This is a genomic window from Curtobacterium sp. MCPF17_018 (assembly GCF_003234135.1).
Lineage (GTDB): Bacteria > Actinomycetota > Actinomycetes > Actinomycetales > Microbacteriaceae > Curtobacterium > Curtobacterium flaccumfaciens.
In genome coordinates this window covers 47,725-70,396 of sequence record NZ_QKSJ01000016.1, presented here as the reverse complement: position 1 = coordinate 70,396, position 22,672 = coordinate 47,725, and the positions used below count along the sequence as shown (strand labels likewise).

The following is a 22,672-nucleotide window of genomic DNA, read 5'->3' as shown; positions in this document are numbered from 1 at the left end:
GGGCGGACGGACGTGGGGCGGGCCTCCGGGCCGTAGTGTGCGAGGTCGCACGACGCGCCGCCAGCGCACCACCGAGGTGGCACGAACCGTCGGCTGGCGTCCCGTCGGACGGCAGTCCGGGTGCTCCTGGGGGCGGGCACGACCGGGAACGAGCGCCCGACGACCCAGGTTGCACCACGCAACATTCGTGCGTGACGCGCCGCTCGACTCCGGCGGAATCATGCATCACGCGACGGGCCCGTGCATTACAGCGGTGTAAACAAATCGCCCCCGGTTCGTTCTGTTCCGTGACAGGGTGATACCAATGAGCGTTCCTGGCCGGGCACACAGACGTACCACCCTCCGGCTCAGGACTCTTGCAATCATGACCAGAGAGGCAGCGGACATGGCATCCGTGACCAAGTGGGGCAAGCGCGGCATCGCGCTCGGCGCCGGTGCAGCAGCGACGGCGCTGGTGCTGACCGGCTGCGCGAGCAGCAGCGTGAGTGACACCGAACTGAACGGCCTGAGCATCGGGACGACGGACAAGATCACGTCCCTCGACCCGGCCGGTTCCTACGACAACGGCTCCTTCGCCGTGCAGAACCAGGTGTTCCCGTTCCTGATGAACACGCCCGTGGGGAGCCCGGACGTCGAGCCGGACATCGCCACGAAGGCGGAGTTCACGAACCCGACCACCTACGAGGTCACCCTCAAGGACGGGCTCGAGTTCGCGAACGGCAACAAGCTCACGTCGAGCGACGTGAAGTTCTCGTTCGACCGCGAGCTGAAGATCAACAACGAGAACGGTCCGCAGTCGCTGCTGGCCAACCTCAAGAGCATCGACACCCCGGACGACACCACCGTGGTGTTCAACCTCGACCACGCCGACCAGACCTGGCCGCAGGTGCTCTCGAGCCCCGCGGGTCCGATCGTCGACGAGGACGTCTTCAGCGCGACGAAGCTCACCAGCGCCGACGACATCGTCAAGGGCAAGGCCTTCGCCGGCCAGTACCAGATCAGCTCCTACAAGGAGAACGACACGATCCAGTACAAGACGAACCCGAAGTACGACGGCCTGCTCGGCAAGGCGAAGACCGACGAGGTCACCGCCAGCTACTACACCAAGGAGACCGACCTCAAGCTCGCCGTGCAGAAGGGCGACGTCGACGTGGCGTACCGCTCCCTGACGCCGACCGACATCTCGGACCTGCGCAAGGACGACTCCCTCAAGGTCACCGACGGCCCCGGCGGCGAGATCCGCTACGTGGTCTTCAACTTCAAGACCCAGCCGTTCGGCACCGGGCAGGACGACGCCGACGAGGCGAAGGCCCTGGCCGTGCGTCAGGCCGCTGCCGACGTCGTCGACCGTGCCCAGCTCGCGAAGGAGGTCTACAACGACACCTTCACCCCGCTGTACTCGATGGTCCCGGACGGCCTGACCGGCGCGGTCCAGCCGTTCAAGGAGATGTACGGCGACGGCGACGGCGGCGCGGACGTGTCGAAGGCGAAGAAGACGCTGTCCGACGCCGGCGTCACGGGCAAGGTGCAGCTCGACATCCAGTACGCGCCCGACCACTACGGTTCGGCCTCGGACGACGAGTACGCGCTGCTCAAGCAGCAGCTCGAGGACTCCGGTCTGTTCACCGTCAACATCCAGTCGACGGTCTACACGACCTACGCGCAGGAGCGCACCAAGGACGCCTACCCCGTGTACCAGCTCGGCTGGTTCCCGGACTTCTCCGACGCCGACAACTACCTGTCGCCGTTCTTCACCAAGGAGAACTTCGTCCAGAACCACTACGACGACCCGGAGATCCAGGACCTCATCGCGAAGGAGCAGGCCGAGTCCGACACGGACAAGCGTGCTGACCTGATCGAGCAGGCCCAGGAGCGCGAGGCCACCCAGATCTCGACGCTGCCGCTGCTGCAGGGCAAGTCCGTCGCGGTCGCCGGCAAGGACGTCAAGGGCCTGACCCTCGACGCCTCGTTCAAGTTCCGGTACGCCACCCTGAGCAAGTAGCACCAAGCCCCACGTGCAGGCCGCGGGCGTTCCCACGAGACGAGGAACGCCCGCGTGCCTGTGCAACGGCGACGAAAGGCACACACCCCGTGACCCTCAGCACTCCCGAGGCGACGCAGGACGTGAACGGCACCGATCCCACCAAGCCACAGGCACAACGCAGTGCCAAGAACAGTGGCGGCGGACTCGGCCGGTACATCCTCGTCAGGTTCCTCCTCATCATCCCGACCGTCTTCATCCTGGTGACGCTCGTGTTCTTCCTGATGCGCGTCATCGGGAACCCGATCACCGCATCGGTCGGCGGTCGTCTCACGCCGAGCCAGCTGCAGGAACGCCTGCACGCCGCCGGGTACGACCGGCCGGTGCTCGTGCAGTACTTCGAGTACCTCGGCAACATCCTGCGCGGCGACTTCGGCACCTCGTCGACGGACAACCGTCCGATCACCGACATCATCGTCACGTACGGCGGCGCGACCGCGGAGCTCGTGTTCTACGCGCTCATCGTCGCGCTCGTGCTCGGCATCCCGCTCGGCATGCTCGCCGCGTACACGCGCGACAAGTGGCCGGACGTGCTGCTCCGTGCGCTCGCGATCCTGACCTACGCCACGCCGGTGTTCTTCGGTGGCCTGCTGCTCAAGCTCGTCTTCTCGGTGTGGCTCGGCTGGCTGCCCCTCGGCGACCGTGCCTCGACCCGCGTGTCGCTCATCCTCGACGGCATCCCGGGCGCGAGCGGCATCTACATCATCGACGCGCTCCGCACCGGCAACGCCGCGGTCATCGGCGACGTGCTGCAGCACGCCGTCCTGCCCGCGCTGACGCTCGGTCTGCTGACGGCGGGCATCTTCCTGCGCCTGGTGCGCGCGAACATGATCGGGTCGCTCGGCTCGGAGTACGTCGACGCCGCCCGGTCCCGCGGCGTGCGCGAATCGCGGCTCGTCCGCACCCACGCGTTCCGTCCGGCCCTCGTGCCGATCATCACCGTGATGGGGCTGCAGATCGCGATGCTCCTGGGCGGCTCGGTGCTCACCGAGACGACCTTCGGGTGGCGCGGCCTGGGCTTCGAGCTCAACCAGTACCTGTCGGCCCGTGACTTCGTCGCGGTGCAGGGCATCGTCGCGATGCTGGCGGTGATCGTCGCGGTGACCAACTTCATCGTCGACGTCGTCGCCGCCCTGATCGACCCGAGAGTGAGGTTCTGACGATGGTCGACACCACCCTCGTCGACCGCCACGAGCCGCTCTGGAAGCGGCTCCCCGTGGTGGTCCAGCTCCGCCGGAGCACCGGCTGGCAGCGCGCCATGCTCATCGTCGGCGTGGTCATCTGCGCCCTCTACCTGCTCGTCGCGGTCTTCGCACCGCTCCTCGCCCCGTACGGCTTCGGCCAGCTGCAGGGCGCGGACGGGCAGAGCTTCCCGCGCACCGGCGCACCGAGTGCCGAGCACATCTGGGGCACCACGGTCGGCGGCTTCGACGTGTTCAGCCGCGTGCTCTACGGAGCCCGCACCGCCGTGCTCGTCGTCATCGTCGCCGTGATCGTCTCGATCATCGTCGGCGTCCTGCTCGGCATGGTCTCCGGGTACCTGGGCGGCTGGCTCGACCGCGTCCTGGTGGTCGTGGCCGACGCCATCTACGCGTTCCCGTCGCTGCTGCTCGCGATCATCGTGTCCATCGTCATCTCCGGCGGCAACTCGAGCTACTCGGGCGGCATCGTCGCGGCGGCGATCTCGATCACCGTCGTCTACGTGCCGCAGTACTTCCGCGTGGTCCGTGCCGAGGCCGTCCGGCTGAAGAACGACGCGTTCGTCGAGTCGGCGCGCGTGATGGGCACGAACCCGTGGCGCATCATGACGCGGCACGTCCTGCGGAACTCGACCCGTTCCCTGCCGCTCATCCTGACGCTCAACGCGAGCGACGCGATCCTGACCCTGGCCGGCCTCGGCTTCCTCGGGTTCGGCATCGGCCCGACGTCCGGCGCCGAGTGGGGCTACGACCTGAGCCGCGCGCTCTCGGACGTCGCGAGCGGCGTCTGGTGGACCGGTGTCTACCCGGGTGTCGCGATCGTGGTGCTCGTGCTCGGTGTGACCTTCATCGGCGAGAGCCTGAACGACATCTCCGATCCCCGCCTGCGTGCACGCCGACGCCTGAAGCAACTCGTGTCCACGAGAGAAACGCGGGAAACACGCGACGCGCGCGACGCCGAGGCACCGCGCAACGCCGGGAACGACACGGAAGGGACGGGCGCATGACCCCGACCACCCGCCTGCAACCGGGCGACACCACCACCGAGCCCGTCGTCGTCGTGGACGACCTGACCGTCACGTTCGCGACCGACGGCGGCGCCGTCGACGCGGTCAAGGGCGTCAGTCTCGACGTCCGCCCCGGCGAGGTGCTCGCCCTGGTCGGCGAGTCCGGCTCGGGCAAGTCCGTCACGGCGCGCAGCATGCTGCGGCTCATGCCGGAGACGGCGACGCTCGGCGGCGCGGTGCTGCTCGAGGGCACCGACGTGGTGAGCGTCGGCGCGCAGAAGCTCCGCAACCTGCGCGGAACGGCCGGGGCGATGGTGTTCCAGGAACCGTCGACCGCGCTCAACCCGGTCTTCACCGTCGGGTGGCAGATCGCCGAGGGGCTCCGCGCCCACGGCGGCGTGTCGAAGAAGGAGGCACGGGCGAAGGCCATCGACTACCTCGGTCGCGTCGGCATCCCCGACCCCGAGACCCGCGTCGACCACTACCCGCACCAGTTCTCCGGCGGGCAGAAGCAGCGCGTGGTCATCGCGAGCGCGCTGGCCCTGGAGCCGAGCGTCATCATCGCGGACGAGCCCACGACGGCGCTCGACGTGACGGTGCAGGCCGAGATCCTCGACCTGCTGCGCCGCTGCCGTGACGAGTTCGGCACCGCGATCGTCGTCATCACGCACAACATGGGCGTGGTCGCCGACCTGGCCGACCGCGTCGCCGTGATGTACCAGGGCGAGATCGTCGAAGAGGCCACGGCGACGGCGCTGTTCGCGACGCCGCAGGCCGACTACACCAGGCGGCTGCTCGCGGCGGTGCCCCGGCTCGAGGCGTCCACCGGGGTGGCCCGACGCGCCGCGATCTCCGAGGACGTCACACCGCTGGTCGAGGCGAAGGGGCTCGAGATCGAGTACCCCGGGCGTCTCGGATCGCCGGCGTTCAAGGCCGTCAAGGGCGTCGACCTGGCGATCCGCCCGGGAGAGGTCCTCGGCCTGGTGGGGGAGTCCGGCTCCGGTAAGACCACGATCGGCCGGGCCATGGCGGGCCTGACGAAGGTCACCGGCGGCTCGCTCAAGGTCCTCGGCGCCGAGATGCTCGGGTACCGCGAACGCGACTTCAAGCACCTGCGGAAGGACATCGGGTTCGTGTTCCAGGACCCGGCGACCTCGTTCAACCCGCTGCTGACGATCGCGGAGTGCGTCGCCGAGCCGTTGGTCGTGCACAAGGAGGTCTCGAGCCCCCGTGCCGCGCGCAAGCGGGTGGACGAGCTGCTCGAGGCCGTGCAGCTGCCGGCCGCGTACGGCGACCGCTACCCGCACGAGCTCTCCGGTGGGCAGCGCCAGCGCGCGTCGCTCGCCCGGTCGCTCGCGCTCCGGCCGAAGCTGCTCATCGCCGACGAGCCGACGAGTGCGCTCGACGTGTCCGTGCAGGCGCGCGTGCTCGAGCTCTTCCTCGAGCTCCAGCAGGACCTCGGCTTCGCCTCGCTGTTCATCAGCCACGACCTCGCGGTCGTCGGCGCGCTGTCCGACCGGATCGCGGTGCTGTACCGCGGCGACCTGGTCGAGACGGGCACGACGGCGCAGGTCCTCGGCGCGCCGCAGCACCCCTACACGCAGCGACTCCTCGCGTCGCTGCCGGTGCCGGATCCAGCGGAGCAGGCGGAGCGACGGCGTACGCTGGAGCGACTGGAGCACGCCGGGTCCTGACCCGGGGTGACCCACCCTGGAGGCCCGGCAGCGTCGTCGACGCACGCCGGGCCTCCAGGGTGGTCGGCTCCACTGCTGTACGCACGACGGACCTGCCAGGGCGGTCCGTCGCGAACCGCCGCCAGGGGGCGGCGTGGAAGGGGACCCATGATCGCGGTCAACGGACCGGCGGTCGTCGCGGACGACGTGTCGATCGAGTACCGGGGCGGACGCGGGGGCGAGTCCATCCGGGCCGTCGACGGCGTGAGCCTCACGGTCCGGCAGGGGGAGATCCTCGCCCTGCTCGGTGAGTCGGGCTCGGGCAAGTCGACCTTCGCCGCCGCCATCGCCGGCCAGCTCGGATCCCACGGCGAGGGCGAGGGGGCCCTCCGTCGGCACATCGTCGGCGGCGAGCTGACCGTGCTCGGCCAGAAGACCCGGGGCCTCCGTCCCTCGTCGCGCAAGCTCGAACGGCTGAGCGGTCGGATCGGCTACCTGCCGCAGGACGGCGCCGACCGGCTCAGCCCGGACCTGACCGTGGGCGAGGCCGTCGCCGAACCGATCTACGCACGCGACCGCCGGTTCGACCGGCGCGAGGCCGGGCTCATCGTGGCCCGGCTGCTCGACGCGGTGCACCTGCCGCTCGGGGCGATGCGCCTGAACACGTGGGAGCTCTCGAGCGGTCAGCGCCAGCGTGTCGCCCTGGCGAAGGCGCTCGTGCTCGAGCCGCAGCTGCTGGTCGCGGACGAACCGGCACGCGGCGTCGACGTGCTCGTGCGGCAGTCCGTGCTCGAGGCCCTGGCGACCCTGCAGCGCGGCCGGCAGTTCTCGGCCGTCGTCGTGTCCAGCGATCTGCGCGAGGCCCGCGCCCTCGCCGACCGCGTCGCCGTGATGGCCGATGCCCGGCTCGTCGGGCTCGGCACCTTCGACGAGGTCCTCGACAACCCCGTCGACCCCTACGTGAAGACCCTCGCCTCGACCGCGGCCCGCGGGGTGAAGCGTCGTCCGGCTCCGAGCACATCCCGCCGTTCGTCGGCGCCGCGCCGTCCGCTCGCCGCCGGCACCGGCCCGCGCACCGACCGTCAGGAGAACGCATGAGCACCCCGGACCAGGGCCCACGGGGTCACCGCGCCGTCGTCCCCACGTCGGGTGCACCGCTGCCGATCGAGGCCCCGCAGCCCGGGCCCGTCGCCGTGCTGCCGGAGCCGACGGACCTGCACGTGGACGCCGTGACCGAGGCCGGGGGCACCGTCGCGCCGCTCGACGCCGACACCCGCGGGGTCGTCTGGCTCGACCCCCGCGACCCGTCGGGTCTCGCCGACGCCCTGTCGTCCGCATCCGGGGTGGGCTGGGTGCAGCTGCCGTTCGCCGGCGTCGACGCCTTCGCACACCTGATCCAGGAGCACGGCGACCGCGTGCTGTTCACCTCGGCCAAGGGTGCGTACGCGGAGCCGGTCGCCGAGCACGCGCTGGCGTTGACCCTCGGGACGCTCCGGGTCCTGCAGAAGCGCGCCCGTGCGTCGTCGTGGGCGACCGAGCCCGAGGGTGTCTCGCTGTACGGGCGGAACGTCGTCGTGGTCGGTGCCGGCGGGATCGCGCTCGAGTACCTCCGGCTGCTCGCGCCGTTCGACGTCGACGTCACCGTCGTGCGCCGCTCGCCCGACCCCGTCCCGGGAGCCGCGCGGACCGTCACCACCGACGAGCTCGACCGGGTCCTGCCCGACGCCGACGTCGTGATGATCGCGGCGGCGATGACCTCGGGCACCGCGAAGCTCTTCGGCGAGCGGCAGTTCCGGATCATGAAACCCTCCGCCCGGCTCGTGAACATCGCGCGCGGCGGACTCGTCGACACCGACGCCCTGGTCGACGCCCTGCGCACCGGGGAGATCGCCGCGGCCGGCCTCGACGTCACCGACCCCGAACCGCTGCCCGACGGTCACCCGCTGTGGTCCGAGATCGGCGCGGTCATCACCCCGCACCAGGCCGACACCCCGGACATGGTCGCGCCCCTGCTCGCCGAGCGCGTCCGGCTGAACGCCGCGGCGTTCCTCCGGGGCGACGGCGAGGGCTTCGTCGGCGTCGTCGACCCGGACGCCGGGTACTGACACGGGGGCTCCACGTCGCGGCGCGCCCGGGCGGCGTGTCCGATGCGGTGGAGGGCGCCAGGGTCCTGCTATGCTGTTACCCGTTGTTCGCACGTCATTCGCCAGCGAACAGTGATCCTCGATAGCTCAATTGGCAGAGCAGCCGGCTGTTAACCGGCAGGTTGTTGGTTCGAGTCCAACTCGGGGAGCGACAGGTCCTCATCCTTCGGGTGGGGGCCTTTTGCGTTCCCGACGGTCCGGCGCCCTCGTCAGGCTCGGCGGAGCCCACTGCCGGCCTGAGCCAGCGCACCGGGATCGACGATCGCGCGGCTCACGCCAGGTCGATGCTGTTAGCGTTCTCAGGTGCACCGTTCTCGTTCGCCTCGACTCGCGCTCCTGGGCGTCGTCGTCGCCGTGACGGCGGTGCTCACCGGCTGCAGCAGTGTCGGCCCCGACACCGATGCGTCCGAGGACCCGACGAGCTCGGACACCGGGCTGGGCTCGGGAGCGTCGCCGGTGGTCTTCGCGTTCGTCTGCAACGGCGACGGATCGGACAGTGCGACCTACACGACCTACTCGGCGGTGTGGGAGGCCGAGCGCGCCGACTGCTCGGCGAAGCGCCTGACCGGCTCGGTGCCGTCCAGCCAGCAGCAGGCCGCGGTGACGGCGGCGCGTGGCGACGCGACCCTGGTCGAGCTCGCGAGCGCCTGCGCCGTGCGTGGCTCGGACCCGTGGACGTCGGCGGTCGCCGACGAGCGCGGTGCGCACGTGGCCGCAGGCCTCCTGCGGTACTGCCCCGGGCACCCGGAGACCGACCACCTGCGGGACGCGCTGGCGGCCTACCGGGGCTGAGCCGGGCCTCCAGGCCGACCGCCGCACCGGCGACGGGCCGGCGGCGGCGGACGGGCGTCAGCCCTCGGGGTGGTCGCGACCCGGCAACCAGGACTGGCCGGGCCCGCCCCAGCTGCTCTTGCGGATCGCCTTGGCGACCTGCTTGCCGAAGGGGTGCACCAGGCGGTCGGCGTAGAGCCAGCCGTCCAGGTGGTCGTACTCGTGCTGGAAGATCCGGGCCAGCCAGCCGTGCGCCTCGACCTCGAACGGGGTGCCGTGCTCGTCGAACGCGCGCAGCAGGGCGCTCTCGGAGCGGCGGAGCGGGAACCGCTCGCCCGGGATCGACAGGCAGCCCTCGGACTCCTCGTCCTCGTCGAGTTCCTCGACGGACTCGGGGACCGGGGGCGTGATCCACAGCACGGGGTTGACGGCGGCGCCCCGGTGCAGGACGTCGTCGTCATCGGTGTAGGAGTAGACGAACAGGCGCTTGCCGACGCCCACCTGCGGTCCGGCCAGGCCGACGCCGGGGGCCAGGTCCATGGTCTCGAGCATGTCGGCGACGAGCGTGCGGAGGTCGTCATCGAACGCGGTGACCTCGGCTGCACGCTCGTGCAGGACGGGTTCGCCGGTGATGCGGATCGGGAGAACGGCCATTCACCCAGGTTATCCGGCGGGGGACGGTAGCCTCGACGCGTGACGACGGACCTCCAGCTGCCGGACGCCGTGAGCAACCTCACGCCGTTCCAGGCGCTGATGATCCCGGTGGCCCTGATCGGGGCGGTGTTCCTGTCGCTCGGGGCGCAGTTCCAGAGCCGCGGGGTGCAGCGGGTCGAGGCGCGTCTCGGTCGGCAGTCGAAGGGGCTGAGCGTCCGGCACGTCGTCGGGCTCGTCTCGAGCGGTTACTGGGTGCTCGGCACGCTCATGCTCGGCATCGCGGTGGTCCTGCAGCTGGTCAGCATCACGTTCGCGCCCCTGATCGTCGTGCAGCCGCTGGGTGCCGTGGCGTTGGTCATCACGACGTGGTTCTCGTCGCGGTCGTCGGGTGTGCCGCTCGGTCGTCGTGCGCGGCGGGCCGTGTGGACGTGCATCATCGGTGTCGGCATCTTCGTCGGGATCGCGGCGTTCGTCGGGCACGAGAGCGCGATCACGCGCCAGCAGCTCGTCACCGTGCTGGTGATCCTGGCGGTCGTGCTGGTGCTCGTGCTGGTGTCGTTCCGCCTGGTGGCCAAGCGTCGCAGTGCGCTGTACTACATCGTCGGGGCGGGGGCGCTCTACGGGTTCGTGGCGACGCTGGCCAAGGTCGTGCTGAACCGGTTCGTGAACGGCACCTTCGACTGGCTGACCGTGCTCGCGATCGCCGGCGTGGTCGTGGCGGCGTCGCTCGGCGGGTACTTCGTGCAGAACGCGTACTCGAGCGGGTCGGCCGACCTCGTGATCGCGGGGCTGACGGTGATCGATCCGATCGTCGCGGTCGGCATCGGCGTCATCGTGCTCGGCGAGGCCTCGGGGGCGCCGTGGTTCGCGGTGGCGGGGTTCGTGGTCGCCGCGGGCATCGCCATCACCGGGGTGTTCCTGCTCGCCAAGCACCACCCGCAGACCCGGGCCTGACGCCGGCCGGCGCGGGCGACCGGCGCACACGCGGCGCTGCACTCGCCGCGCATCCGGTGGTGCACTCACCGCGCGCCCGGAGGTCGCCGCCCTCATCCGCGCGGCTGACGCGACCGTCGATCCTGGTGCGATAGCGTCACTGCCGACCAGCCATCGCCCACGAGAGGACGACCTCAGCCGTGTCAGGAGACGCCACCACCGCCACCGCCGGACCGACGGGTGCGACGGGCGGTCACCGACCGTTGCGCGTGCTGATCGCAGCGGACACCTTCGCGCCCGACGTCAACGGCGCCGCCACCTTCGCCGAGCAGCTCGCCGTCGGACTTGCCGAGCGCGGGCACGAGGTGCACGTCGTGGCCCCGGCCTCGAGCCGCCAGTACGGCACCTTCGACGAGGAGCACCACGGCGTCACGCTCGTCGTGCACCGCCTGAAGTCGTACAAGTGGCCGCTGCACCCGTGGCTGCGCTTCGTGTGGCCGTGGAGCGTCCGGAAGTGGACCGGCCCGATCCTCGACGCCGTCAAGCCCGACGTGCTGCACATCCAGTCGCACGTGGTCATCGGCCGCGGCATCGTGCACGAGGCGAACGACCGCGGCATCCGGGTCATCGCGACGAACCACTTCATGCCGGAGAACCTGCTCGAGTACACGCCGTTCGGCAAGTGGACGCTGCCCCTCGCGCTGAAGATCGCGTGGAGCGACGCCGCCAAGACCTACCGGCTGGCCGACACCATCACGACGCCGACGAACCTGGCCGCCGACTACCTGCGGAAGGCCATCGCCGGGCAGCAGGTCCTCGCGATCTCGTGCGGCATCGACGCGTCCCGGTACGTGGCGCGCGAGGGACGCCCGGTCAACAACGACATCGTGTTCGTCGGTCGTGTGGCCCCCGAGAAGAACCTCGACGTGCTGGTCCGTGCGGTGGCGCTGCTGCCCGCCGAGCTGTCCGCGACGCTGACCATCGTCGGCGACGGCGAGATGATCCCGAAGCTCACCGCGTTGGCGAAGGAACTCGGGCTCGAGGACCGCGTGCGGTTCCTGGGCTTCGTCTCCGACGAGCGCAAGCAGGAGGCCCTGACCAACGCGACGGTGTTCGCGATGCCGTCCACGGCGGAACTGCAGAGCATCTCCTCGCTCGAGGGGATGGCCTCGGGGCTGCCCGTCGTCGCCGCCGACTCGATGGCGCTGCCGCACCTGATCGACGGCAACGGGTACCTGTTCAGCCCGGGCGACGTGGACGACCTGGCGGCGAAGCTCACGACGGTGCTCACCGCGCCCGAGTCGGCGTACGTGGCGATGCGGGAACGCAGTCTGGCCATGATCGAGGCACACGACATCAACCGCACGCTGTCGACGTTCGAGTCGCTGTATCGTGGTGAGCCGGTGGCCTGAGGGTCTCCGGCGAGGGGCGGTAGCCAAGCTGGTCAAGGCAGTCGGCTCATAACCGAACGATCCGCGGGTTCGAGTCCCGCCCGCCCTACGTGCACATGCCAAGGAAGCGCGACACGTCGCAGGACGACCACGCACCGACACCGAACGTCACCTTCGAGGTGACCCGTGGCGGTACCGGCGTGCGCGTGAACGCCTTCCGCATCGGGTTCATGGGCGCGATCGGGGTGCTCGTCGCGCTGCTCGCCGGGTCGATCATCAACGAGCTGAGCACCGTCCTGGTCTACATCGGGGTCGCGCTGTTCCTGGCGCTCGGGATCGATCCCCTCGTGTCGTTCCTGGAGCGGATCATCCCGCGCTGGTCCGCCATCACGATCGTCGTCGTGGTCGTCCTCGGGGCCTTCGCCGGCATCGTCTTCGCCGTCGTCCCGATCCTGGTGGAGCAGACCTCGAACCTGGTCCAGAACTTCCCCGAGATCGTGCAGGACATCTCGCAGCAGCCGTGGGTGCAGGACCTGTCGAAGCAGTTCGCCGGGTCGTTCGACATCGACCACGCGCTGCAGTCGCTGCAGTCCTTCGTCGAGAAGCCGGGCAACCTGCTCAGCGTCGGCGGCGGGATCCTGGCGGTCGGCAGCGGGATCCTGTCCGGGGTCACCGGGGCGCTCATCGTCATCATCCTGATGCTGTACTTCCTCGCGTCGATGCGGGGCATGAAGCGCGCGGCCTACCGGTTCGTCCCGGCGTCGCGTCGCCAGAACTTCATCGACGTGAGCGAGCAGATCACGCAGGCGGTCGGCCGGTACGTCGTCGGGCAGGTGTCGCAGGCGCTCATCAACGGCATCCTGAGCTTCATCTTCCTGCTCATCATCGGTGCGCCGCTGCCCGTGCTGCTCGCGTTCATCGCGTTCCTCGGCTCGCTGATCCCGCTGGTCGGCACGCTGGCCGCCGCGATCGTGATCTCGCTCCTCTGCTTCTTCGCGTCGCCGACCACCGCCCTGTTCTCGGGCATCTACTACCTGGTCTACATGCAGGTCGAGGCCTACCTGATCTCGCCGCGCATCATGTCGCGGGCCGTCCAGGTGCCCGGCGCCCTCGTGGTCATCGCAGCGGTCGCGGGCGGCACGATCGGCGGCGTGCTCGGCGCGCTCGTGGCGCTGCCCGTCGCGGCGTCGGTCATCATCATCGTGCAGAAGGTCATCTACCCCCGCCAGGAGCAGGCGTGACGAGCGGCACCGGCGCACCTGACGACGCGGTCGTCGCCGCCTTCGCGGAGCACGTCCACGACCGTGACCGCTGGGCGCGCAGTGCCCGTGGGCCGCTCGCCCTGGTGAACGCCCAGCACGTCGACCACCCGCAGCCGGTCTGGCCGGTCCCCGGGACGTGGGCCCCGGCCGTCGGCGGACTCACCGTGACCGCCGAGGCACCGGACGGCGTCGTCGTCGACGGCGTCCCGGTCGACGGCACGGTCCTGGTGGCCGGGGACACCGCCGTCGTGCCGTCGACCGTCGCGCTGCCGGACGGCTTCGCCGGCAGCGTCAGCGGCGACACCCTGCGCGTCTGGGACCCGTCGTCCGAGGCGATCGCCCGCTTCGCGCAGATCGCGCGCTTCGCGTGGTCCGGCGACTGGGTGACGTCCGGTACGTACGTCCCGCTGGTCGGGGACGCCCCGGAGGCCCGTGGCAGCGTCCGTGACGCCGCCGGCGACGCCCTGCCGGTCGCCGGACACGTCGAGACCGTCGTGGGTGGTGCCACGGTGCGCTTCGTCGCCGTCCGGTCGGCTGCCCACCGCGGAGCCGCGCGGCTGCAGCTCATCGTGCAGGACGCCACGAGTGCCCTGCCCGAGGACGACGCGGGCAGCACCTACTCGATGGGGCGGTTCCTGTACCTCGACGACCCCGGCGCCGAGGGCACGGTCGAGCTCGACTGGAACCGGCTGGTCCTGCCGCCGTGCGCGTTCTCGTACCAGTACGCGTGCCCGATCCCACCGGAGGACAACCGCGTCCCGGTACCGATCACGGCGGGGGAGCGGCACCCGGTCGACGCGAGCGGTGCCGTTCTGCACTGACGGGTCGTCGTGGCACTGATCTGTTCGGGTCCTTGCCGTTCCCAGGCGTGGCGCTGCATAATGGGCGTGTCCCGTCGGGACATCACAATCGCATACCGATGGTTCCGTGGCCCCCGGGTCAGGATCCTCCGCACCAGGTCGATGGGGAAGTCGCACCTGACGTATCGGAGGAACCGTGAACGGAACGACGACAGGAGTGCTCTACGTGCACTCCTCACCCCGCGCGCTCTGCCCGCACGTCGAATGGGCAGCAGGTCGCGCGATGAACCGCGCCGTGAACTTCTCGTGGCTCGACCAGCCCGCACAGGACGGTGCGCGCCGGACCGAGTACACGTGGACCGGTGCGGTGGGCGCCGGTGCCGCGATCGCATCGGCCCTGCGCGGGTGGGAACACCTGCGGTACGAGGTCACCGAGGAGCCGACGAGCGCCTCGGACGGCGGCCGCTGGATGCACACGCCCGACCTCGGTGTGTTCTACGCACAGACCGACGTCACGGGCAACATGGTCATCCCCGAGGACCGGGTGCGCTACGCGATGGAGGTCGCGGGCAGCAACGCCCTCGAGTTGCACCGTGAGCTCCGACTCGCCCTCGGTCAGGCCTGGGACGACGAGCTCGAGCCCTTCCGCCACGCGGCCGAGGGCAACCCGGTCGTCTGGCTGCACCGCGTCGGCTGACCCGACCACCGGAACGACGCCAGGCCCGCCCCGACGACGCGGGACGGGCCTCCTGGCAGGGTGCGACGGATCAGACGCTGCGGAACGCGACCACGGCGTTGTGGCCGCCGAAGCCGAACGAGTTGCTGACCGCGAGCAGGTCGCCCTCGGGCAGCGCACGCGGCTCGCGGGCCACGTCCATGACGATCTCCGGGTCCTGGTCGTGCAGGTTGATCGTCGGCGGGGCGACGCGGTTGTGCAGTGCGAGGACGGTGAAGACCGCCTCGATCGCTCCGGCACCACCGAGCAGGTGCCCCGTGGAGGACTTGGTCGCGGACACCACGACGTCGTCCAGGTGGTCGCCGAAGACCCGGCGCATCGCGTGGTACTCGGCGACGTCGCCGACGGGCGTCGAGGTGGCGTGCGCGTTGACGTGCACGACGTCCTCGCGGCTGGCGTCGGCGTGCTCGAGTGCCTGCAGGACCGCACGGGCGGCGGCACTGCCCTCGGGGTCCGGCGCGGTGATGTGGAAGGCGTCCGAGGTGATGCCGGCACCGGCGACCTCGGCGTAGATGGTCGCGCCGCGGGCTTCCGCGTGCTCCTTCGACTCGAGGATGAGCGCCGCTGCGCCGTCACCGAGCACGAAGCCGTCACGCGTGACGTCGTACGGACGCGAGGCGGTCTCGGGGGAGTCGTTGCGGCGCGACAGGGCTTGCATCGCGGCGAACGCGGCCAGCGGGAGCGGGTGCAGCGCGGCTTCGGCGCCACCGGTGATGACGATGTCGGCGTCGCCGTCGGCGATGTGCCGGTACGCCTCGGCCAGCGACTCGGTCGAGGACGCGCAGGCGGACAGGTAGGTGCGGGCGCCGCCACGGGCACCGAACTCCATCTCGATGGCGGCGGCGGGGCCGTTCGCCATGAGCATCGGGACCGTCATCGGCAGGACGCGACGCGGGCCCTTCTCGCGCAGGGTGTCCCAGGCGTCGAGCAGCGTGTTCACGCCGCCGATGCCGGTCGCCCAGTCGACGATCAGGCGCTCGGGCACGACCGACTCGTCGTCGATCCCGGCGTCGGCCCAGGCCTCGCGCGCCGCGACGAGCGACAGCTGCGACGAGGGGTCGAGGCGCTTCGACTCGGGGCGGGTGAGCTGGTCGGTGAGGAACCGGCGCGCCTGGCCGGCGAACTCCACGGGGAGTTCGAGCTCGGCGTAGCGGGGGTCCTCGATGCGGGTGATGCCGGACTTGCCGGCGAGCAGCGCGTCCCAGGTGTCCGGGGCGGTCGCGGCGAGGGGTGAGATCGCACCGATCCCGGTGACGACGACGGTCTTCTTGGTCATGGGACGACGTGTTCTTTCGTTGGGGTGAACAAGATGAGCGCCGTGGCCCGCAGGGGTCCGCGGGCCGCGGCGCTCAGGAAGCTCGTGTCAGGCCTGGGCCTTGACGATGTAGTCGACCGCGTTGCCCACGGTCTTGAGGTTCTTGACCTCTTCGTCCGGGATCTTCACGTCGAACTTCTCCTCGGCGTTGACCACGATGGTCATCATCGAGATGGAGTCGATGTCGAGGTCGTCCGTGAAGGACTTGTCGGCGGCGACGGTGTCGGTGGCGATACCGGTCTCGTCGTTGATCAGCTCGGCCAGGCCGGCGAGGACTTCTTCGTTGGACAGGGCCATGAGTGTTCTCCTTGAAGGGGGGTGTCGTTTGACCGTTGACCAGCCTAGGGCACGCGGGGTCCGGGTGCGCGGAGGCTCGTCGGGATGGGGACCGGGCGCGCGGTTGCGCGACCGGGCGGGGATCAGGGGAGGACGACCACCTGCGCGCCGAAGACGAGTCCGGCGCCGAAACCGATCTGCAGGGCGAGGCCGCCCGACAGGTCCGGGTGCTCCTCGAGCAGGCGGTGCGTGGCGAGCGGGATGCTCGCGGCGGAGGTGTTGCCGGTGGTGGTGATGTCGCGGGCGATCGTCACGGTCTCGGGCAGGCCGAGCTGCTTGGCGAACTCGTCGATGATGCGGATGTTCGCCTGGTGCGGCACGAAGGCGGCGAGGTCCTCGGGGCGGACCCCGGCGGTCTCGAGCGCCTGGCGGGCGACCTTGACCATCTCCCAGACGGCCCAGCGGAACACCGTCTGCCCGGCCTGGCGCATCGTCGGACGGGGGGCCCCGGCCTCCCACTCGTTGTAGGTCGCGGTCATGCCGATGGCGTCCCACTTCGAGCCGTCGGAACCCCAGATGGTGGGGGCGATGCCCGGGAAGTCGCTCGGGCCGACCACGGCGGCGCCGGCACCGTCCCCGAGCAGGAACGAGATCGAGCGGTCGGTCGGGTCGACGACGTCGCTGAGCTTCTCGGCCCCGACGACCAGCACGTGGTCGGCGAGCCCGGACTTGATGAACGAGTCGGCCTGGGCGATGCCGTAGGCGTACCCGGCGCAGGCGGCGCTGATGTCGTACGCGGCGGCCGGGGTGGCGCCGATGCGCTCGGCGAGCAGCGACGCCATCGACGGGGTCGCGACCGTGTGCGTGACGGTGCTCACGAGCACGACGCCGATCTGGGACGGCTCGATGCCGGCCTTCTCGATGGCCTCGCGCGCGGCGGCCTCGGCGAGGTCGACGGCCTCGACGTCCTTGCCGGCTCGCTTGCGGGTGATGATGCCGGTGCGCTGCCGGATCCACTCGTCGGACGAGTCGATCGGGCCGACGAGGTCGTCGTTCGGCACGACGTTCTCGCCGCGGGCGGCGCCGAACGCCAGGATCCGGGTGAACTCGTGGCCGCGGCGCTGCTGGAGCAGCGGGCGCGCGGACCCGGTCGGGAGGCCCGTGGGGGCGTCCGTCGGGGTGGTCGGGTCGGTCATGCGGTTGCGTCTGCTTCCTGGCCCGCGCGCTGCAGCAGGTCGATCGCCGCAGGCAGGTCGTCGGGGGTCTTGATGGCGACGGTCGGTGTGCCGCGGAGGCCGCGCTTCGCCAGGCCGACGAGGGCACCGGCGGGTGCGAGCTCGATGATGCCGGTCACGCCGGCGGTGGAGAAGGACTCCATGACCGCGTCCCAGTGCACGGGGTTCGCGATCTGCTGGACCATCAGGTCGACGAAGCGGCGACCGTCGTCGACCCGGGAGCCGTCGGCGTTCGTCCAGATCGGCAGGGTCGGGTCCTGCACCGTGGCGGTCGCCGCGACCGGGGCGACCCGCTCGACGGCGGGGGCCATGTACCGCGTGTGGAACGCACCGGCCACGGCGAGCGGGATCACTCGGGCCTTCGCGGGCGGGTCGGCGGCGAGGGCCGCGATGGCGTCGGCCGCACCGGCGACGACGGTCTGGCCGCCACCGTTGTGGTTCGCGGGCACCAGGCCGTGCTCGGCGAGGGCTGCGGTCACGGCGTCGGCGTCGCCACCGAGGACGGCGGCCATCGAGGTGGGCTCGAGCGCTGCGGCGTCAGCCATGGCCCGGCCGCGCTCGGCGACCAGGGCGACGGCGTCGGTCGGCTCGAGGATCCCGGCGACCGCGGCGGCGGTGAACTCGCCCACCGAGTGTCCGGCGACCCCGCCCACCAGGGCACGACGGCCCTCGGCGAGCAGCGCGTCGGCGGTCACCAGGCCGGCGGCGACGATGAGGGGCTGTGCGAGCGCGGTGTCCTTGATGGTGTCCGCGTCGGAGTTCGTGCCGTGCTCGGCGAGGTCGACGCCGATCGACTCCGACCACTGCCCGACTCGTTCACGAACGGCGGCGTCCTCGAGCCAGGGGGCGAGGAAGCCGGGGGTCTGGGAGCCCTGTCCGGGCGCGACGACGACGATCACCGGACAATCCTCGCGTTCTCGCCCCGCGGGGCCCGTGTGGACTTCCCACACGAATCCCCGCGCGACATTGTCGGGTCTCTACCGTCCGGCGGGTTCGGCCGGCTGGCGATCTGCCGCGGGGCGCTCCAGCGCGGGGTGCGCTACCGCCGTGGGGTGCTCCAGCGCCGGGGCGCGCTACCGCCGTGGGGTGCTCCAGCGCCGGGGCGCGCTACCGCCGTGGGGTGATGCGGCGGCGTCCGGTCGCGGACTCGGACATCGCGCCGAGGATGAGCGCCGACTGCACGATCAGGGCGTCGCGCGCGTGCGTGGCGTCCCACCCGATGATGTCGGCGACCCGGCGCAGGCGGTAGCGCACGGTGTTCGGGTGCACGAAGAGCTCGCGCGCCGTGGCCTCGAGCGAGCGGCCGGTGTCCAGGTAGCACCACAGCGTCTGCAGGAGCTCGGTGGACTGGTCCTTGAGCGGGACGTAGATGCGCTGCACCAGGGCCGACCGGGCGAGCGGGTCGCCGGCCAGGGCTCGTTCGGGCAGCAGGTCGTCGGCCAGGGCCGGGCGGGGCACGCCGCGCCAGGCACGCGCGACGGCGAACCCGGCGAGGGCGGCCTTCGCGCTGGTCGACGCGTCGACGACGCCGGGGACCTCGTTGCCGAGCACCAGGTGGCCCTCGCCGAACAGCGGTTCGAGGGCCTGCGCGATGGTCGTGAAGGAGACGGGCTCCTCGCCCTCGGGGACGTCGTCGCGCGGGGTGGCGCGGCCGATCACCACGACGAGCCGCGATCCCTGGACCCCGACCAGCACGTCGGCGTCCATGTGCCGTGCGGTACGGCGGACCTGGTCGACCTCGAGCTGCTTCGGTGCGGTGCCGACGAGCACCGCGACCTCGCCGTGGCCGTGCCACCCGAGGGCGGCGATGCGGGACGGCAGTTCGTCGTCGTACTCGCCGGAGAGGATCGAGTCGACCACGAGCGCTTCGAGCCGGGCATCCCACAGGCCACGGGCCTCGGCCGCGCGGGCGTAGACGTCCGCGGCGGCGAACGCGATGTCGCGGGAGTACTTGAGGATCGCCTCCTGCAGCATCTCGTCGTCGGCGGCGCGTTCCTCGACCACGGTCACCACGACGCGGATGAGCTGCAGTGTCTGCTGCAGGCTCACCGAGCGCAGGAGTTCCCGCGGGGCGGACCCGAAGACGTCGGCTGCGGCGATCCACGGCGTCGACGCGGTGCCCTCGAGCCAGCTGATGAACGAGGTGATGCCGGCCTGGGCGACGAGGCCCACGGCGGAGCGACGCCCCGGCGGCATCTCGCTGTACCAGGGGAGCGTGTCCTCGAGCCGTTTGATCGTCGCGGTGGAGAGTTCTCCGGACACCTGACGGAGCCAGGAGAGCGCACGCTCGCGCGCGCTCTCCTGGCTCTCGTGGTCCGGGCGGACCGTCGTCACGGGTTGATCAGCTCTCGCCGCCCGCGCTGCCGGTGGTGCCGGCGGTCACGTCGTGCAGGCGGTACTTGTCGATCGCCTGCTGGACGAGCGCGCCGTCGACCTTGCCCTGGCGGGCGAGCTGCTGCAGCGTCCGCACGACGACCGAGGGGCCGTCGATGTGGAAGAAGCGGCGAGCGGCCGGACGGGTGTCCGAGAAGCCGAAGCCGTCGGCGCCGAGGGTGGCGTAGTCGGTCGGCACGAACGGGCGGATCTGCTCCTGCACCAGGTGCATGAAGTCGCTCACGGCGACGACCGGCCCCTCGGTGTCGAGCAGACGCTCGGTGACGAACGGCGTGCGGGCGGGCTCGTTCGGGTTGAGGAACGCCTGCTGCTCGGCGGCCACACCATCGCGGTACAGCTCACCCCAGCTCGTGACGCTCCAGACGTCGGCCGACACGCCCCAGTCCTCGGCGAGGAGCTGCTGCGCCTCGAGGATCCACGGCACGGCGACACCGGACGCGAGCAGCTGGGCCTTCGGGCCGTCGTGCTCGCTCGGCTTGAGCAGGTACATCCCCTTGAGGATGCCCTCGACGTCGACGCCCTCGGGCTCGGCCGGCTGGACCAGCGGCTCGTTGTAGACCGTCAGGTAGTACATGACGTTCGGGTCGGCGTGCTTCGGCGAGCCGTCCTCGTTCGTGCCGTACATGCGGTCGAGGCCGGCCTTGACGATGTGGCCGATCTCGTAGCCGTACGCCGGGTCGTACGAGACGACGGCCGGGTTCGTCGTGGCGAGGAGCGGCGAGTGGCCGTCCGCGTGCTGCAGACCTTCGCCCGTCAGCGTGGTGCGCCCGGCGGTCGCGCCGATCATGAAGCCACGGGTCATCTGGTCGCCAGCGGCCCAGATGGCGTCGCCGGTGCGCTGGAACCCGAACATCGAGTAGAAGACGTAGACCGGGATGAGCGGCTCGCCCTGTGTCGAGTACGAGGTACCGACCGCGGTGAACGCCGCGAGGGCGCCCGCCTCGTTGATGCCGACGTGGATGATCTGGCCCTGCGGGCTCTCCTTGTAGGCCAACAGGAGCTCGCGGTCGACCGACGTGTAGTGCTGGCCGTTCGGGTTGTAGATCTTCGCCGACGGGAAGTAGGCGTCCATGCCGAACGTGCGTGCTTCGTCCGGGATGATCGGGACCACGCGGTCACCGAAGTCGGGCGAGCGCAGCAGGTCCTTCAGCAGGCGCGCGAACGCCATGGTGGTGGCGACCTCCTGCTTGCCGGAGCCCTTCTTGACGACCTGGTACTTCGAGTCGTCCGGCAGCGTGAACTGCGTGTACTTCGTGCGACGTTCCGGCACGTAGCCACCGAGCGCGCGACGACGCTCGTGCATGTACTGGATCGCCTCGTCGTCGTTGCCCGGGTGGTAGTACGGCGGCGTGTAGGGGTTCTCTTCCAGCTGCGCGTCGGAGATCGGGATGCGCATCTCGTCGCGGAACTGCTTGAGGTTGTCGAGCGTGAGCTTCTTCATCTGGTGGGTCGCGTTGCGGCCCTCGAAGCTCGGGCCGAGGCCGTAGCCCTTGACCGTCTTCGCCAGGATGACGGTCGGCTGGCCCTTGTGCTCGGTCGCGGCCTTGAACGCGGCGTAGACCTTGCGGTAGTCGTGGCCACCGCGCTTGAGGTTCCAGATCTGGTCGTCGGTGTAGTCCTTGACGAGCTCGAGCGCCTTCGGGTCGCGCCCGAAGAAGTTCTCGCGCACGTAGGCACCGTTCTCGGCCTTGTACGTCTGGTAGTCGCCGTCCGGCGTCTGGTTCATCAGGTTGAGGAGCGCGCCCTCGGTGTCACGGGCGAGCAGGTCGTCCCACTCGCGGCCCCAGACGACCTTGATGACGTTCCAGCCCGCACCGCGGAAGAACGCCTCGAGCTCCTGGATGATCTTGCCGTTGCCACGGACCGGACCGTCGAGTCGCTGCAGGTTGCAGTTGATGACGAAGTTCAGGTTGTCGAGGCCGTCGTTCGCGGCGACCTGGAGCTGCCCGCGGGACTCGACCTCGTCCATCTCGCCGTCGCCCAGGAACGCCCAGACCTGCTGGTCCATGGCGTCCTTGATGCCGCGGTTCGACAGGTACTTGGCCTGCTGCGCCTGGTAGATCGCGTTGATCGGACCGATGCCCATCGACACCGTCGGGAACTGCCAGAAGTGCGGCATGAGGCGCGGGTGCGGGTACGACGACAGGCCGCCGCCGGCGTGCGACTTCTCCTGCCGGAACCCGTCGAGCTGGTCCTCGGAGAGGCGCCCTTCCATGTACGCGCGGGCGTACATGCCGGGGGACGCGTGGCCCTGGAAGAAGACCTGGTCGCCACCGGAGGGGTGGTCCTGCGCGCGGAAGAAGTGGTTGTAGCCGACCTCGTACATCGCGGCGCTCGACGCGTACGTCGAGATGTGCCCGCCGACGGCGATGCCGGGACGCTGCGCGCGGTGCACCGTGATGGCCGCGTTCCAGCGGATCCAGCGGCGGTACCGGCGCTCCAGCTCTTCGTCGCCGGGGAACTCCGGCTCGTTCTCCGGCGCGATGGTGTTCACGTAGTCCGTCGTCGGGACCATCGGCACACCGAGGTGCAGTTCCTTGGACCGCTTGAGCAGGCTCAGCATGATCTCGCGACCGCGCTGGTGTCCGTGGGTCTGGACCAGCCCGTCGAGGGACTCACGCCATTCGGCGGTCTCCTGCGGATCCTGGTCGTTCGCCCCGGTGCTGTACGGGTCCTGGTCGTTCACCGTCACCCTTGACCTCGTTCGTTCTCGTGGTGGTGGACATGGTGGCTCCGGTGGTCGGGTCGCGACCGGCTGGGGCCCCGTCCACTCTAGGCCCCAGGACCGACGCTGATGCTGATGGTGACGTGCAGGTGGACGGGTGCTTGCATTCGCGTGTC

At 70.6% G+C, this 22,672-nt stretch carries 19 protein-coding genes and 2 tRNA genes; 14 read left to right on the top strand and 7 right to left on the bottom strand.

Features of this window, described 5'->3' with window-relative positions:
* Window positions 1–385 precede the first annotated feature (385 nt).
* The 8 genes from DEJ27_RS15880 to DEJ27_RS15845 all read left to right on the top strand — a co-directional run bounded on the left by DEJ27_RS15880 (window position 386) and on the right by DEJ27_RS15845 (window position 8,856).
* Window positions 386–2,002: an ABC transporter substrate-binding protein gene (locus tag DEJ27_RS15880; RefSeq protein ID WP_111091405.1), complete on the top strand. Its 1,617-nt coding sequence runs from the start codon at window positions 386–388 to the stop codon at window positions 2,000–2,002.
* A gap of 122 nt (window positions 2,003–2,124) precedes the next feature.
* Window positions 2,125–3,201: an ABC transporter permease gene (locus DEJ27_RS15875; RefSeq protein WP_083404423.1), complete on the top strand. Its 1,077-nt coding sequence runs from the start codon at window positions 2,125–2,127 to the stop codon at window positions 3,199–3,201.
* A gap of 2 nt (window positions 3,202–3,203) precedes the next feature.
* Window positions 3,204–4,247: an ABC transporter permease gene (locus DEJ27_RS15870; RefSeq protein WP_111091404.1), complete on the top strand. Its 1,044-nt coding sequence runs from the start codon at window positions 3,204–3,206 to the stop codon at window positions 4,245–4,247.
* Window positions 4,244–5,941: an ABC transporter ATP-binding protein gene (locus DEJ27_RS15865; protein ID WP_111091403.1), complete on the top strand. Its 1,698-nt coding sequence runs from the start codon at window positions 4,244–4,246 to the stop codon at window positions 5,939–5,941. Before DEJ27_RS15870 ends, DEJ27_RS15865 begins: the two co-directional genes overlap by 4 nt.
* 147 nt (window positions 5,942–6,088) lie before the next feature.
* The gene (locus DEJ27_RS15860; protein WP_110862089.1) at window positions 6,089–7,018 is read left to right on the top strand and encodes an ATP-binding cassette domain-containing protein; all 930 of its coding nucleotides are present in this window, start codon (window positions 6,089–6,091) and stop codon (window positions 7,016–7,018) included.
* Complete coding sequence (locus DEJ27_RS15855; protein WP_258370380.1) at window positions 7,015–8,025, top strand: D-isomer specific 2-hydroxyacid dehydrogenase family protein; 1,011 nt, start codon at window positions 7,015–7,017, stop codon at window positions 8,023–8,025. The genes DEJ27_RS15860 and DEJ27_RS15855 overlap by 4 nt, the downstream gene beginning before the upstream one ends.
* A gap of 115 nt (window positions 8,026–8,140) precedes the next feature.
* Window positions 8,141–8,213 (top strand) — tRNA-Asn (locus tag DEJ27_RS15850).
* A 154-nt stretch (window positions 8,214–8,367) separates the two neighbouring features.
* Window positions 8,368–8,856, top strand: coding sequence for a hypothetical protein (locus DEJ27_RS15845; RefSeq protein WP_110862091.1), 489 nt, complete (start codon window positions 8,368–8,370; stop codon window positions 8,854–8,856).
* A 57-nt stretch (window positions 8,857–8,913) separates the two neighbouring features.
* On the opposite strand, the gene def is transcribed toward DEJ27_RS15845, so the two are convergent.
* Complete coding sequence (def, locus tag DEJ27_RS15840) at window positions 8,914–9,489, bottom strand: peptide deformylase (protein WP_110862093.1); 576 nt, start codon at window positions 9,487–9,489, stop codon at window positions 8,914–8,916.
* 39 nt (window positions 9,490–9,528) lie between these two features.
* Between def and DEJ27_RS15835 the strand changes: the two genes are divergently transcribed.
* From DEJ27_RS15835 to DEJ27_RS15810, 6 genes are all read left to right on the top strand, one after another.
* Window positions 9,529–10,443 (top strand): DMT family transporter, encoded by a 915-nt coding sequence (locus DEJ27_RS15835; RefSeq protein WP_181430177.1) that lies wholly within the window; start codon window positions 9,529–9,531, stop codon window positions 10,441–10,443.
* A 179-nt stretch (window positions 10,444–10,622) separates the two neighbouring features.
* Complete coding sequence (locus DEJ27_RS15830) at window positions 10,623–11,834, top strand: glycosyltransferase (RefSeq protein WP_111091402.1); 1,212 nt, start codon at window positions 10,623–10,625, stop codon at window positions 11,832–11,834.
* Between the two features lie 13 nt (window positions 11,835–11,847).
* A tRNA-Ile gene (locus DEJ27_RS15825) sits at window positions 11,848–11,922 on the top strand.
* 7 nt (window positions 11,923–11,929) lie between these two features.
* Window positions 11,930–13,054: an AI-2E family transporter gene (locus DEJ27_RS15820; protein ID WP_181430176.1), complete on the top strand. Its 1,125-nt coding sequence runs from the start codon at window positions 11,930–11,932 to the stop codon at window positions 13,052–13,054.
* The gene (locus DEJ27_RS15815) at window positions 13,051–13,896 is read left to right on the top strand and encodes a DUF1684 domain-containing protein (protein WP_111091401.1); all 846 of its coding nucleotides are present in this window, start codon (window positions 13,051–13,053) and stop codon (window positions 13,894–13,896) included. Before DEJ27_RS15820 ends, DEJ27_RS15815 begins: the two co-directional genes overlap by 4 nt.
* A gap of 175 nt (window positions 13,897–14,071) precedes the next feature.
* Window positions 14,072–14,572 (top strand): DUF3145 domain-containing protein, encoded by a 501-nt coding sequence (locus DEJ27_RS15810; protein WP_027465337.1) that lies wholly within the window; start codon window positions 14,072–14,074, stop codon window positions 14,570–14,572.
* A gap of 70 nt (window positions 14,573–14,642) precedes the next feature.
* On the opposite strand, the gene DEJ27_RS15805 is transcribed toward DEJ27_RS15810, so the two are convergent.
* From DEJ27_RS15805 to aceE, 6 genes are all read right to left on the bottom strand, one after another.
* Window positions 14,643–15,887 (bottom strand): beta-ketoacyl synthase, encoded by a 1,245-nt coding sequence (locus DEJ27_RS15805; RefSeq protein WP_111091400.1) that lies wholly within the window; start codon window positions 15,885–15,887, stop codon window positions 14,643–14,645.
* Window positions 15,888–15,974: 87 nt separating this feature from the next.
* Window positions 15,975–16,223: an acyl carrier protein gene (locus tag DEJ27_RS15800; protein WP_017886710.1), complete on the bottom strand. Its 249-nt coding sequence runs from the start codon at window positions 16,221–16,223 to the stop codon at window positions 15,975–15,977.
* A gap of 122 nt (window positions 16,224–16,345) precedes the next feature.
* On the bottom strand, window positions 16,346–17,398 hold the full coding sequence (locus tag DEJ27_RS15795; RefSeq protein ID WP_258370377.1) for a beta-ketoacyl-ACP synthase III: 1,053 nt from the start codon (window positions 17,396–17,398) through the stop codon (window positions 16,346–16,348).
* Window positions 17,395–18,336, bottom strand: a complete 942-nt coding sequence (locus DEJ27_RS15790) for an ACP S-malonyltransferase (protein ID WP_111091399.1) — start codon at window positions 18,334–18,336, stop codon at window positions 17,395–17,397. Before DEJ27_RS15790 ends, DEJ27_RS15795 begins: the two co-directional genes overlap by 4 nt.
* A gap of 208 nt (window positions 18,337–18,544) precedes the next feature.
* Window positions 18,545–19,771, bottom strand: coding sequence for a CdaR family transcriptional regulator (locus tag DEJ27_RS15785; protein WP_027465341.1), 1,227 nt, complete (start codon window positions 19,769–19,771; stop codon window positions 18,545–18,547).
* 7 nt (window positions 19,772–19,778) lie between these two features.
* The gene (aceE, locus tag DEJ27_RS15780; protein ID WP_110862103.1) at window positions 19,779–22,523 is read right to left on the bottom strand and encodes a pyruvate dehydrogenase (acetyl-transferring), homodimeric type; all 2,745 of its coding nucleotides are present in this window, start codon (window positions 22,521–22,523) and stop codon (window positions 19,779–19,781) included.
* Between the last annotated feature and the right edge of the window lie 149 nt (window positions 22,524–22,672).